The sequence below is a fragment of the Lelliottia wanjuensis genome (assembly GCF_030238365.1).
GTDB lineage: Bacteria > Pseudomonadota > Gammaproteobacteria > Enterobacterales > Enterobacteriaceae > Enterobacter > Enterobacter wanjuensis.
This window is the reverse complement of sequence record NZ_JASSOT010000001.1, coordinates 462,366-474,278: the sequence shown is the minus strand read 5'-3', so window position 1 is coordinate 474,278 and position 11,913 is coordinate 462,366. Positions and strand designations below refer to the sequence as shown.

At 49.6% G+C, this 11,913-nt stretch carries 15 protein-coding genes; 9 read left to right on the top strand and 6 right to left on the bottom strand.

The features are described 5' to 3' along the window. The 3 genes from QQF33_RS02230 to QQF33_RS02220 all read left to right on the top strand — a co-directional run. Positions 1 to 345: crAss001_48 related protein (locus QQF33_RS02230; RefSeq protein ID WP_285157296.1), on the top strand; the 345-nt coding region annotated here is incomplete at its 5' end. 81 nt (positions 346 to 426) lie between these two features. Next, the gene (locus QQF33_RS02225; RefSeq protein WP_285157295.1) at positions 427 to 684 is read left to right on the top strand and encodes a pyocin activator PrtN family protein; all 258 of its coding nucleotides are present in this window, start codon (positions 427 to 429) and stop codon (positions 682 to 684) included. Between the two features lie 233 nt (positions 685 to 917). Continuing rightward, positions 918 to 1,190 (top strand): hypothetical protein, encoded by a 273-nt coding sequence (locus tag QQF33_RS02220; protein ID WP_282493217.1) that lies wholly within the window; start codon positions 918 to 920, stop codon positions 1,188 to 1,190. A 51-nt stretch (positions 1,191 to 1,241) separates the two neighbouring features. On the opposite strand, the gene QQF33_RS02215 is transcribed toward QQF33_RS02220, so the two are convergent. Continuing rightward, positions 1,242 to 2,726 carry a carboxypeptidase M32 gene (locus tag QQF33_RS02215; RefSeq protein WP_282493216.1) on the bottom strand — a complete coding sequence of 495 codons (1,485 nt, stop codon included), beginning with the start codon at positions 2,724 to 2,726 and terminating at the stop codon, positions 1,242 to 1,244. A 163-nt stretch (positions 2,727 to 2,889) separates the two neighbouring features. On the opposite strand from QQF33_RS02215, the gene QQF33_RS02210 reads away from it, so the two are divergent. Then, complete coding sequence (locus QQF33_RS02210) at positions 2,890 to 3,564, top strand: hypothetical protein (RefSeq protein ID WP_285157294.1); 675 nt, start codon at positions 2,890 to 2,892, stop codon at positions 3,562 to 3,564. A 356-nt stretch (positions 3,565 to 3,920) separates the two neighbouring features. Continuing rightward, positions 3,921 to 4,802 carry a hypothetical protein gene (locus QQF33_RS02205; protein WP_285144606.1) on the top strand — a complete coding sequence of 294 codons (882 nt, stop codon included), beginning with the start codon at positions 3,921 to 3,923 and terminating at the stop codon, positions 4,800 to 4,802. 113 nt (positions 4,803 to 4,915) lie between these two features. Here QQF33_RS02205 and QQF33_RS02200 read toward each other — a convergent pair whose 3' ends face one another. The 3 genes from QQF33_RS02200 to QQF33_RS02190 all read right to left on the bottom strand — a co-directional run bounded on the left by QQF33_RS02200 (position 4,916) and on the right by QQF33_RS02190 (position 6,669). After that, on the bottom strand, positions 4,916 to 5,257 hold the full coding sequence (locus QQF33_RS02200) for a hypothetical protein (RefSeq protein WP_285144605.1): 342 nt from the start codon (positions 5,255 to 5,257) through the stop codon (positions 4,916 to 4,918). 177 nt (positions 5,258 to 5,434) lie between these two features. Then, entirely contained in the window at positions 5,435 to 5,827 is a 393-nt protein-coding gene (locus QQF33_RS02195; protein WP_285144604.1) for a hypothetical protein, read from the bottom strand. A 497-nt stretch (positions 5,828 to 6,324) separates the two neighbouring features. Beyond that, the gene (locus tag QQF33_RS02190) at positions 6,325 to 6,669 is read right to left on the bottom strand and encodes a cupin domain-containing protein (protein ID WP_285144603.1); all 345 of its coding nucleotides are present in this window, start codon (positions 6,667 to 6,669) and stop codon (positions 6,325 to 6,327) included. A gap of 464 nt (positions 6,670 to 7,133) precedes the next feature. Here QQF33_RS02190 and QQF33_RS02185 point away from each other — a divergent pair, with 464 nt between their 5' ends. Together QQF33_RS02185 and QQF33_RS02180 are read left to right on the top strand one after the other, a co-directional pair. Further along, a complete protein-coding gene (locus tag QQF33_RS02185; RefSeq protein WP_285144602.1) occupies positions 7,134 to 7,571 on the top strand; it encodes a hypothetical protein in 438 nt (145 codons plus the stop codon). Positions 7,572 to 7,861: 290 nt separating this feature from the next. Beyond that, positions 7,862 to 8,380 carry a DUF2569 domain-containing protein gene (locus QQF33_RS02180; protein ID WP_285144601.1) on the top strand — a complete coding sequence of 173 codons (519 nt, stop codon included), beginning with the start codon at positions 7,862 to 7,864 and terminating at the stop codon, positions 8,378 to 8,380. A 222-nt stretch (positions 8,381 to 8,602) separates the two neighbouring features. Here the strand turns inward: QQF33_RS02180 and QQF33_RS02175 are convergent, their stop codons facing one another. Together QQF33_RS02175 and QQF33_RS02170 are read right to left on the bottom strand one after the other, a co-directional pair. After that, a complete protein-coding gene (locus QQF33_RS02175; protein WP_285150268.1) occupies positions 8,603 to 9,046 on the bottom strand; it encodes a VOC family protein in 444 nt (147 codons plus the stop codon). A gap of 474 nt (positions 9,047 to 9,520) precedes the next feature. Then, positions 9,521 to 10,459: an omptin family outer membrane protease gene (locus QQF33_RS02170; protein ID WP_285150269.1), complete on the bottom strand. Its 939-nt coding sequence runs from the start codon at positions 10,457 to 10,459 to the stop codon at positions 9,521 to 9,523. A gap of 238 nt (positions 10,460 to 10,697) precedes the next feature. On the opposite strand from QQF33_RS02170, the gene QQF33_RS02165 reads away from it, so the two are divergent. Both QQF33_RS02165 and QQF33_RS02160 read left to right on the top strand, forming a co-directional pair. Continuing rightward, positions 10,698 to 11,102, top strand: coding sequence for a YybH family protein (locus QQF33_RS02165; RefSeq protein ID WP_285150270.1), 405 nt, complete (start codon positions 10,698 to 10,700; stop codon positions 11,100 to 11,102). Positions 11,103 to 11,123: 21 nt separating this feature from the next. Beyond that, positions 11,124 to 11,810 carry a hypothetical protein gene (locus tag QQF33_RS02160; protein ID WP_285150271.1) on the top strand — a complete coding sequence of 229 codons (687 nt, stop codon included), beginning with the start codon at positions 11,124 to 11,126 and terminating at the stop codon, positions 11,808 to 11,810. Positions 11,811 to 11,913: the final 103 nt, after the last annotated feature.

Sequence of the window (11,913 nt, the reverse complement as noted above, 5' to 3'; positions counted from 1 at the left end):
AATAAGCCGACAGACGAATTTTTGGAGAAGCTGATAGCTGATCGGGTTTATCCGATGGATAACGGTGGTTACGTTAAAGTTGGCGATGATTTGGTGGCGCTAGCTCGAGAGCTTCAGGAATACCGGAGCGCTGCACAGAAAGCGCCGGGAGATTTCTTGTCTCGAATGCACGACGAGCTTAATCAACTAAGAATGCGAGCAAAGGGACTTCATGCATTCATTGGAACCCCATCTTTCAAAGCCCTCAGGGAAGAGGCTAAAGCCGCGATGATTCGACAGCTTGACGTTATGAGCGAATATATTGAGATTCTGCATCATAGAATTCGTATGGCTGAGTCTGAATAGAAACCCTAACAACTGCGCCGCTACTCGTTAGCGGCTTAACCTGGTACGCTGGAAAGGAAAGCCATAACGCATGGTTGCACTATGAACACACTGTTTTTTCTTATGGCGGAGTATGAAACAGTAACTCCAGCTCTGGCGGATATATGTGAAAAATACCTCGGCATGAAGCCACGAACCGCAGAGGACAAAGCGGCGCTAGGGCGGTTGCCGATACCAACATTTAGGCTTGGCGATTCTCAAAAGGCTCCGCGCCTGGTTCACCTGGAAGATTTGGCGCAGCACATCGAAAAAATGCGACAAAAGGCACAAAAAGAGCACGAAATGTTTTTCCCAAAGTAAGCCCCGAAAGGGGCTTTTTATTACCTCTGTAGCACCCCATTCAGCACCCCTTTCACCGCAATGTATTGATATAAAGTAAATTCCATTAGACGTGTAACCTAATGTACAAAGCGTATGTACACGGTTGGCGGAGGAAAGGCATTTCTTGCACCATCGAACCGCGCCGTCCTAATTTTCACTTAATCTTTTTCTCAGATAGTAGATTCTCACATTATTTAGCGGGTTATTGTTATATGAGAAAGATTCTTCTTATTGCGCTTGCAGGCTTAGGGATGGCCGGTTCGGCCTTAGCACAGAGTGTTACCGTGGATGTACCGAGTGGCTATAAAGTGGTGATTGTGCCTTCATCCGTGACCGTTCCTCAGGCTGTCGTCGTTACCGCACCAGCGCCTCAGACGGTGTACGCCGCACCGGCTCCTGCACCGGTCTATCATCCTCGCGCACGCCATGTGGCCAGCGTGGCGGAAGGGATGGTGATTGAGCATCAGTACGATGACCATCATTAAGCAATAAGAGTGGTTTGCCCCTGAACACTCAGGGGCAGATCGCGGGAAGGTTTACAGGTAGCGGGAGGTCAGGTGTTCGCGGAAGTAGCGGCTATTCAGATCTTCGCCTGTCGCCTGAGTAATCAGCTGTGAAGTGGTGAAGCGGCTGCCGTGCTGCCAGATGTTCTGGTTCAGCCAGTCAAACAGCGCCGAGAAATCGCCGTCCGCAATAGATGACTCTAGCCCCGGTAGCGCCGTTTTCGCCGCGCTGAACAGCTGTGCGGCATACATCGCGCCCAGGGTATAAGACGGGAAGTAACCAAAACCGCCGTCGGTCCAGTGGATATCCTGCATACAGCCGTTGCGGAAGTTATCTTTGGTCGACAACCCCAGCCACGCCTGCATTTTCTCATCCCACAGCGCCGGGATGTCATCCACTTCGATTTCACCGTTGATCAGCGCACGTTCAATTTCATACCGCAGCACCACGTGCGCCGGATAGCTCACTTCGTCCGCGTCGACGCGGATATAGCCCGGTTTCACGCGCTGGTTCCAGGCAATAAAGTTCTCTTCACTAAACGCCGCCTGGCTGCCAAAGCGAGCATGTACCGCCGGGAGCAGATGTTTCAGGAACGCATTGCTGCGGCCCAGCTGCATCTCAAAGAACAGGCTTTGTGATTCGTGAATGGCGGTAGAGCGGGCCAGCGCGACGGGCTGTCCGAGCCAGTTGCGCGGCAGGTTTTGCTCATAGCGCGCATGGCCGGTTTCATGCACCACGCCAAACAGGGCGCTCAGCAGCTCGTCTTCATCGTAACGGGTGGTAATGCGCACATCTTCCGGCACGCCGCCGCAGAATGGATGGGCGCTGACGTCGAGACGACCGGCGTTAAAATCGAAGCCCAGCATTTTCATCGCTTCCAGCCCCAGCTCGCGCTGAACGGCGGTCGGGAAGGGACCCTGCGGCGGAACGAAGGATTTCTGCGACTGTTTTTCGACAACCTGCGCCAGCAGATCTGGCAGCCAGGATTTCAGATCGCCAAACAGCACGTCGAGACGGGCGCTGGTCATGTCCGGTTCGAAGATATCGAGCAGGGCGTCGTAAGGCGTGCAGCCTTTGGCTTCGGCGCGCAGACGCGCCTCTTCACGGCTGAACTTCACCACCTCTTTCAGATTGGCGGAAAAACCCTGCCAGTCGTTCGCCGGACGCTGGGTGCGCCAGGCGTGTTCACATTTACTGCCCGCCAGGGATTTCGCTTCGACCAGCGATTCCGGCAGGAGCGACGCCTGCTGGAAGTGGCGCGTCATCTCGCGCAGGTTGGCGCGTTCAACGTCGTTAAGATCTTCGCTTTCAGCAGCGGCCAGCCAGTCGCCGACTTTTTTATCCGTCAGGATTTGATGCTGCAACACGCTCATTTCCGCCAGCGCTTCACCGCGCGCCTGGCTACCGCCCGGCGGCATCATGGCGAACATGTCCCAGCTGGCGATGGATGAGAGATGGGAGAAACGGGATAAGCGCAGGAACGTGCGGGTGAGTTGTTGATAGTTGTTATTTTTCATGAGGTCCTCTTGTCTGGAACGGCTGAGGTCAAAAGTAGCATTTGGTGGGGGGAAAGACGAGGGGAGTGGGGAGGAATAAAGACAGTACGAAACTAAAGGTTTTTCTGATTTGTCCGAAATAAACCCTACGGAAAATGACATTCTAAAAGGGTTCGAACACATCATGAAAAAAGTACTTATCACCAGTGCACTGTCCTTAACCTTCCTGACGGGCTGTGCAGGCCAGGTCAAACCGCACAAAATTCAGGCTACTGACGGCAGTTCGCTGGAGGTCGCAACTACCTTTGCATTAACCGACATGAACAACAACCGCTATGCGGATTCGAAGTTACGTGTAGTTGAGCCGGTGCATTCTGGAACCGGCATGGGGTTGGCTATCATGTCGGCAGTCCTCGGTGGAGGAATAAGAACTGGAGACTTCGACAAGGAGAATTACAAAGGTTCATCCATTGATGCGATGCCGGAGCCCACAGCCCTCTATTTCGGCCCCAAAGCAGAGCATAAAATCCAGGAATGGCTGGGTAAAAATGGTGGCGGGTATGCCTACACGCAGCCGCTGAAAATCGCTGCTGCCCAATGGTCACTGGTTTATACCGATATGTCGGCGACCAACAGCAATTACGATTTAACCTACCGCGTGCAATTCTATAAGCGTCCGGAAGGCGGAAATCTGCTGAGCGCCTTTGTGGTGGCAGAATGTACCCCAACTCGCGTAACCGCACCGCTAAGTGACTGGAAAGCCAACAACTACGCGAAAGTCACCCAGGAAACGCAGAAGATGATGGATGCGTGCCTGCTGGAGCTGGATAACCAGTTGCCGAGACTGTTGAAGAAGTAGGGGACAGAACTCGTAGGCCGGATAAGCGCCAGCGCCATCCGGTTTTTTGTGGGTTTGTGAGAAATGAGCTGGTGGTCAGGTTTGTGCCAGAAGCGGACTTTTTGGTAGTTGTATGAGTACTTATCAACTGAATAAACCCCGTAAACTATATCGTAATGAATTTGTTGAATGGAAACACCTCATACCCACTGATGGGAGTGCGCTATCATCTGCCAGGAAGATTATAACCGTTCGCATGTTTAGGACATATTCAGCAGCATGTCTTAAAAGCACCCGTCACCATCATTCAAAAAACGTACTTAGCGTAAATTTCCGTACGGTTGGGCTTCAAACTCCGTTCATAAGGACAACCAATAATGTCATTTAATTATAAAACGCTGTTCATTACTTTTTTATCCTTCTGCGCATTCCAGACTCATGCAGCACAATGCACAGCGGAAAGCTTCGCTAAAAACAAACTGAACACTTTTATCCTGCTCAACCAGCAGATAAAAACAGAAGTCCCAAAATCTATTGAAGCCACTATTGATAGTCCTGATGGATATGTTCGCGTATCGGCCCGAAGCAACTTTAGCCAATGCGGTGAGCTAATTAGTGGCAGTCTAAAAGAAGTTAAAACTTCAACAGGCCCGAAAACAGTTTTCACGGCAAACAGTGATGTTCAGTTGAATAAGACTGAATTTGGCTGGCGCATCCAGATGGAGACAAACGGAGTCATAGCCGATAACAACAGTCAAAAGACCATGCAACTCTATCGGCAAACGCTGGAGGGAATGTACCAACTTAACGATAAAGGAATTATCAGCCACGCGGTTAACCGTTCAATTATCGCGGCCCATAAGCCAGAAGATAAAGACAAAACCACTGTAGGGACAATAGAGTACGTTTTCAATTCATCAGGGTTGCTGGCACGCACGGTAAACAAAGGAAGTTTGGCGATAGACAATTATACTCTCGTATACAACTATGACGGCAATCATCGCCTGATCAAAACTCAATCCCCTTCAACCATCGAAGAGTATTCCTATGATAATGAGGGCCGTGAGCTGTCCCTCAGCAAGACCCAGAAGTATTTCACCATCGAAAAGACCCTTACCACCTGCGAGAAGTGGAACTCACATGGAGAATGCGTACGCGCCAATATGGATATCACAATCGCCCCAGCCGATCAGACGGGTAAACAATATGTGCACAAGCACAAAGCCGTGATGACGACGAAATACGAATACTGGAATTGATCCTGGTTTGTCGAATACCTCAGGGCGTTCAGGTGTAAAATTTAAGGTCCGCACCTTGCTCATAGCAGACCTGATGACCAGCCAGCCTTTCTCCTGCGAGCCAACAGTAAACGTTAAGAATTAGTTGACGGATCGTACTCCCACTGCGATTCGTCGCTGTAAATCGTACCATCATCATCCATTACTTTGGCATTAAGCTGTCTTGCAATCCCCAACATCTTTCTATACAGGTATGTATCAGGCCATTTGGTATAAATATTACCCTCGTTCCAGTCAAGCCATGGGTCTTCGTACAACGAGTGACCTGACCAAAAAGCGTGGTAATCGCCGTTAATTGTGTATCTGCTTAATTCATCATCGTTATTAATGTAGTTCAGCCATTCGTCAGCGGTTATCTGCGCATCCTCATTATCCGCCCAAAATTCAGCTCTCGTTATGTGGAATTCAACACCCATAGCATCTCCTTAACACTGGAACAGACTTCACAAACTAGCATAGTGGTTTATTAAAAAACGAGGTGAGTAACACTGCAAAATCTATAGACTTGAAAGATATATCCTCTCCTCGCTCATAGCGGACTAAAAGGGTTGATTGTGTGTTCACTGAAAGCTGTCAAATCATAGCCAATACATTCAGGCCTCTTTCCAAAACGGCTCCAGCTCAACAGGAAGCTGCTCCTTATCAAATCCCACAAACCAGTAAATTGTTCCCTTTGGCCCAACCATCGGCACTTCTCCCCAACCCGGATGAAATAATGCGCGATCCCAGTCCGGATTGAGACGACCACGTCGTTTAAGGCGCTCACCATTACATGAAACTGCACGTATTGAAGGAAAGTTAATAAAGAAGCTTAACGGCATTCCTTCTTTTTGTGCACATCGCAATTGCCGGGAGATCCAGGATTGGTTTCGTTGTCGAAGTTTTCTTTTCATTGGTCGCTCATATCGGGTAAGACAATTGGTAAACCCCACAATGACATTAGGTTTGGTGAGTTTCCTGATGTACTTAGTTACTTTTTGGTACATTCCCTTTCCGGCGAATCTCGATCATCCTGATATACATATCCCGTAATTCCCTATTCTGCTTGATTACCATTTCCTTGGGCAAGGATGCTCTCTCGTTATTCCATTCATCAACGACACTTTGACAAGCCTTATAAGCATCATTAACGATCTTCTCAGCAGGAGTCGTCGTATTGATATAGGGAATAGTATGTTTGTTCAGGCATACGGAGATTGGTGGGCCATAGTCATGATCTTCTGCATGTAGGCTAATAGCAAAAAACAGTGTAAACAACGTTAAAAATCTCAATTTCATTTTTTCCTGCTAAACGATGTACCGAGAAATGATTATCTTCTGTGAAATTATCGACTTTGCACAATAGATCTTTAGTTGTCCAACAAAGTTATTATGCTGTTGTTATGCCTGCTTACGCAAAACCAGGCAGCTGAAAGATTTATCGGGTTAAAAATCGACAACGTCTGCCTCTCACTTATACCAAACCTAACGTTACCACTTGCCCTCAAGAAGCAGGAACGTCATTACGATCACCCCGCGTGGTGGGCTGAGAGATAACAATAAATTCGACTGCAGATTGAGTACTGTTGCTGGCCTGATGCACTGACCCCGGCGGGATTTCTATTCCCTGATAGGCTTTGATTTCACGTACAACCCCTTCAAGCTCCATGGTCAGAACGCCCTGAAGAACAAAGAAAAACTGCCGAGAAACGGAATGATAGTGACGTTTCTCGCTGGTTCCTGGGGGCATTTTTTCATGAATGACCAGCATGTCCTTGCGGTTCACAAGATACCAACCGTCACAATTATCACCCCAGATGTAATGCTCGGCATTGTCCTTTGAAATCATAGTCATTCTCCCGTTCTGGCTACTTCGATATTTGTTTATACAGAGGGGAGTGATTGAATCGCAACAGGGTTGCAGCGTTTATACGCTCAGCATGGCAAATAACTCCACCCAATCCATTGATTTAAATGATGTAACTGCCCAAAAATAATTACATTCCACAACGAGATCCTGCTTCCAGTAATACCCGTTGTCGATATCAGGTTATCGCCGTATTCTTCCTTCGTGCTTGCAAAAACAGGCGCCGGGATTGACCTCCTGAAAAACCTTAGTGACGGCACACCGACGCGTCAGCGCCATTTTGTGTCGTACGCACGGCTACGCTACAATGGTGGGCCGGGCGGGGGCGTCGCAAGACGCGCCGGTGTCCACTAAGGCCGGTAAGGTCAACCCCGCCCGGAACCGCCACCCGTGAGATTGACCTCTCCGTTGGCGGTGTTAAGTATTACTTAGCGGAAACAAACATTATGACCACCATTTTCACCCCAGCCCGCGATTTACTCAGCGTCCCGTTCACCGCCGCGACAGACTTTACCGATCTCGCTGACTGCTGCGACCGTTTTGCCGAAACCCTGATGGAATGCAATGAACCTGCGTACAAACTGGCGCTGCTGGGCCGAATCAGTGCGTGCCTCGCGCTGCTGCGCCCGACGCTTTGCGAGCCCATTCCGGCCCATCTTATCGAGCACTTTACCGTCGACACGCTGCCAGAAACGCCGTCGTATTTTGAGCCTGACGCCGAGGCGCTGTGTGATTACTGCCAGACCCTGACTCAGGTGCTTTGCCAGCAGTCGCTGTTACCGGAAATGGAAAAGTCCCTGCGCGGATTGTTGTGCGAACTGATGTGGATGTTTGCGGGGGAGCTAAACGCGCCGCGCTGGGCTCGCCAGCATACTGAACACTAAAAAAATCCCGCGCCAGATCCGAAGGCCCTGATTATTCAGGGCCTTTTTGTTGACCTCGCACCAGACTTCGCCCGGTGGCGCTGCGCTTACCGGGCCTACGGGACCTGCAGTTGTAGGCCGGGTAAGGCGCAGCCGCCACCCGGCTTTTTTGTTGATCTCGCACCAGCCCATAGTCCGGATAAACGCTAGCGCCACCCGGCTTTTTTGTTTACAGGTTACGCTGAAGTGTTTAAGAATCTTCAGGGGTTTGCCGATAACGCTGAGAGCTAACGGAAAAGTAAGGATTAATCATGACCGACACTTCTTTCAAATGGGCGTGCATTAAGTGTGACAAGGAGATTCCTCAGCATCAGGAATATTGCCCTGAGTGTGAGGAAAAGCAGTACCGGAAAATAGGCGGGTTGTTATTCGTGCCATTCCTCAACCTGTTCCTGATCGCGTACGGGTATTTCACTTCTCTGACAGTCACATTAAAGGCCGGACTGGAGACAATAGGGCGACTGCCGATATCCCAGTCGAGCTATCTGTTTATTGCTGTGGGAATTAACTTTATTCTCCTTCTCTATATCATTTACATCGCCTCTCTGTTTCTGCGTAAGAAAAAAGAGCTGCCACTGGCGTATAGCCTATTGCTCATTGCCGGTATTGTGCTGATGTTGATTGACCGGGTTGCCACGACTTATGTGTTCCCAAATATCCCCCTGGGCTTTACCCAGGTGATGCCGATTATCACGCATACATTTTATGCCTGTATCTGGATCCCTTACTTCCGTTATTCCGTACGAGCCAAGAAGACGTTTATTTGGTGATGTACTGCGTAGCATTTGCTACTCAAATTGTTCAAATAGAGAAACGGGAGAAAAATCACGGCGTAGGAAAGTGTGCAAACTGATGTGGATATTCACAGGGGAGCGAAACTACCGCGGTGGTCAAACAGAACGTGTAGGCCGGATAAGCGCCAGCGCCATCCGGCTTTACTTTCACGGAGTGATGTAACGGATATCTGTCACCGAAATCACTCGTACGCTCAGTTAAGCGTTGGGTTCAGTGCCGGAACCCGAGGCTTCCAGTCCAACCCTTTGACCGTAGGATAGTTCTAAAGTATTCCCGTCAGGATCAGCGAAGAAGACAAAGTAGCCAACGGGATCGCCGGCCTGAACCGGTTCTTTGCGCAACACGCCCTCTGAACGTGCCATCTCCACTTTTTGGTCGATCTCCTCGATGCTGGCGCATGCGACGCCAAGATGACCAAAATTGCCCAGCGGGGTATCGGCCACCACATCGGCCTGGACAAGGACGAGGGCAAACGGACGGGTGCGATCGCTTAGCCATGCAACTTCGCGCGCCTCTGGGACGTCGGGCTCTCGTTTGTGAACAACGTCCATGCCCGCATAGCGGTGATAGAAATCAATACTCTTATCCAGATCCCTCACGACGAACGCCACGTGGGTAAAACCAACATCCACCTCTTTCATAACCTGAGTCCTTTTTTTGAGTACCTGATGGGTATCTTAAAAGCTCAAGTTAACTTCAGGTCAAGCCTGAGGGCAGCATTGAGCTGCCCACGAGACGGGAGGTTGCAACGGCAAAACACGAGGGGCCGGGAGCGGGGCGTTTAACAGTTCAGCGAGACTTAATGACCATCCGGATCGCACCATGCACTCATCAGCTGTTGCAAGATGTAGTTAAGTCCCAACACAACGAGCAGGGATACTAAAACTGCTGCCACAACAATAATCATCAGAAACTCCTTGTAATCCGTTTTCTTCCTTCAAAATCTTAGATCGTATTTTTGATTTGTCACTGGCTGAAGTGAATTTTCTTATCCTCACCAGGGGCAGGCCATCGTTAAGAAACCTATATCTGGTTCTTTTTTGGAAATTAAATCAACAAAAAAGCCCCGTGAGGGGCTTTGTATTTTTTATCAATTTGTGATGCGGCGCGCTTAATCAGAAGCGATACTGGAGGCCGGCGGTGATGGTATAGTTTTTGTTAGAAATGCCAGCCGCATCTCCGCCAATCGATCCTGATTCACCGCTGTTGTTATCAATGATCTGAGTACCACCTTTGCCTTCCTGGTAATTGCTATAGGAAAATTCAGCAAAGACTTTGGCGTGCGGTGTGACGTAATATCCGGCATCCACTGATGCACCGTAATAACGTGAGTTGGACGTTTTCTCACGGAAAGTCAGATCGCGCATATAGTGCTCGTCATTATCATGCGCCCGGACCCAGTCACTGAATTTAAACAGCGCGTTCAATTCAATGTCATTAAAGCGATATTGCCCCGCGAGGCCAATGTATGGCATCGAGAATCGCTGGCTATAACCAATCCCGCGTTCGCCTGCCGGGAAATTCCCCGTATTTGTGCCGTTATCATAATTATAAGACCCACCGGTCGCCGTCCAGCTGAAACGGGTTTCCTGATAACCAGCGACGACGCCAGCTTTATAGTTTTCGGCCTGGAAGACCCAGCCTTTGACATTAAGATCGTATTCATTGGCATAATTGACATTCGTCGCCGGATGGGATGAGTGGTCTGTCCATGAGGATTGACTTTCGTTCATCCAGTCGTAGTCATCCATATGGCCAGATCCTGATGCCAGAGACGTCCAGCCGCGGGCGTTCAGGGTCAGGAACGAGTACGCATCCCAGGAAATGTCGCCCTTCAGAATGGCGACATTTTTAATTTTCCAGTCCAGCTGGCTGACTTTTCGACCGGTTACCTCGTCATAAACCCTTTCCTGGGATTTCCCGCTCAGCATGCCAGCGGAGGCTGAAACACTGAGACTTTCCGGGGAAAAATCCGGTGTCCATGGCGAGGACTCCGCATAAACTGCACCTGAAAACGTGGCCATCATCATTATCGCAACGCTACTTTTTTTCATTATTATTTCCCTAAAGTAAATTCAATCAATGAGTTGCGGGTTTATTCTAAAAGTCATACAAATAACAATCAACTGCCAGTTTTGGTAATGACCAGAATTATTTTCACTATGAATGAAACCCTAAAAATGTCCGCACGCCACCTGGACGTGTGCGCACAAAGCCTCGTTAAATAACGTGTTAACCTCAAGGACTCATATACACTGAGGATCCAACGAAACACTTAACAGGATAATATCCATGCACTCACATCCGCTACGCCAGATTATAGAATCCTGTGACAGAGCAATTTCCGCGAAAGATTTTGATGCTCTGATGGAGAATTACGCCGAAGAGGCTGCTCTGGTGGTGAAGCCAGGTTTGATCGTGACCGGAAAAGAGAATATCCGTAAAGCCTTCATCGCCATTTCAGATTACTTTCAGGATCAACTTATTGTTGAGCAGGGAGAGATGCAGGTTATCGAAGGGGGTGGCGATGCGCTGGTGATCATGGAAACTAAACTTCGTTTCCCTGATGGTCAGGGCGGAACGGTCGAAACCACGCGCCGTGCAACCTATGTTTTCCGGCAGGAAAAGGGCGATCGCTGGCTGTGTACCATTGATAATTCGTATGGCACGTCTCTGTTGGACGCTGAGACTGCCTGATGAGAGGAGGGCGGCTCTGTCATGAGAACCAGTCAACTGCAAAACGTTTACAGCGCGACTAACCAAAAGACACTCAGTATCTGGCGGGAAACCCCCGGTATCGGTGAAATCAGAACAGAGCGTTACTACGATCCTGACAAACTGGCGCTGGCAACGGGCATTCGACCCCAGGTGCCCGCGCCAGTCGCAGGGCTTATTCGTGAGCTGGCAGCGCTGGTGCAAAGGGATCGACTGGCCGATATGCTCCCTCTCAGCAGCGTGCATTTTACCTTTCTGCCCCTGACGCTGCCGCTGTATGAGGAAAACGAACCGCTCCCGGCGAAGACAAGGCAACTGGAAGATATCTGGCGTGAATACCAGGGCAAGCACATTGTGATCAGGCACTTGAGGCTGGTGGCGCTTCCCGGTCAGCTGTTGCTGGCCGGTATTCCGGATGATCCTGCCATTGCGATGCGTCAGTCATTTTGCGAAAGCGTTTTAAAATCGCAATGGAAAGAGGAGCTGTTGCAGCGCCACGCCGGTAGTCCATTACCCGCGCCGTTCTGGCACAGCACAATATTGCGATACAACGCGCAATTTTTACCTGAAGCATTGCGCGATTTTTTTGCCAGGCATCAGGCGGTCGATTTCGGTGAGGTTTCGGGGGAGCTGGTTTTAGCGAGAGTTAACTACAACTGGACAACGTGCTTAATCAATAGATTTGAATGATGTAACAGGCATTATAAGCAGAACCTGTAGGCCAGATAAGCGTTAGCGCCATCCGGCTTTTTTGCTGATTTATCAGGACGGGGGAGGATGACGGTCTGCGTTG

Bases quoted from the DNA above. Each gene is read 5' to 3' on its own strand.
- QQF33_RS02225 (WP_285157295.1), top strand. From the start codon at position 427: ATGAACACACTGTTTTTTCTTATGGCGGAGTATGAAACAGTAACTCCA.
- QQF33_RS02220 (WP_282493217.1), top strand. From the start codon at position 918: ATGAGAAAGATTCTTCTTATTGCGCTTGCAGGCTTAGGGATGGCCGGT.
- QQF33_RS02215 (WP_282493216.1), bottom strand. From the start codon at position 2,726: ATGAAAAATAACAACTATCAACAACTCACCCGCACGTTCCTGCGCTTA.
- QQF33_RS02210 (WP_285157294.1), top strand. From the start codon at position 2,890: ATGAAAAAAGTACTTATCACCAGTGCACTGTCCTTAACCTTCCTGACG.
- QQF33_RS02205 (WP_285144606.1), top strand. From the start codon at position 3,921: ATGTCATTTAATTATAAAACGCTGTTCATTACTTTTTTATCCTTCTGC.
- QQF33_RS02200 (WP_285144605.1), bottom strand. From the start codon at position 5,257: ATGGGTGTTGAATTCCACATAACGAGAGCTGAATTTTGGGCGGATAAT.
- QQF33_RS02195 (WP_285144604.1), bottom strand. From the start codon at position 5,827: ATGTACCAAAAAGTAACTAAGTACATCAGGAAACTCACCAAACCTAAT.
- QQF33_RS02190 (WP_285144603.1), bottom strand. From the start codon at position 6,669: ATGATTTCAAAGGACAATGCCGAGCATTACATCTGGGGTGATAATTGT.
- QQF33_RS02185 (WP_285144602.1), top strand. From the start codon at position 7,134: ATGACCACCATTTTCACCCCAGCCCGCGATTTACTCAGCGTCCCGTTC.
- QQF33_RS02180 (WP_285144601.1), top strand. From the start codon at position 7,862: ATGACCGACACTTCTTTCAAATGGGCGTGCATTAAGTGTGACAAGGAG.
- QQF33_RS02175 (WP_285150268.1), bottom strand. From the start codon at position 9,046: ATGAAAGAGGTGGATGTTGGTTTTACCCACGTGGCGTTCGTCGTGAGG.
- QQF33_RS02170 (WP_285150269.1), bottom strand. From the start codon at position 10,459: ATGAAAAAAAGTAGCGTTGCGATAATGATGATGGCCACGTTTTCAGGT.
- QQF33_RS02165 (WP_285150270.1), top strand. From the start codon at position 10,698: ATGCACTCACATCCGCTACGCCAGATTATAGAATCCTGTGACAGAGCA.
- QQF33_RS02160 (WP_285150271.1), top strand. From the start codon at position 11,124: ATGAGAACCAGTCAACTGCAAAACGTTTACAGCGCGACTAACCAAAAG.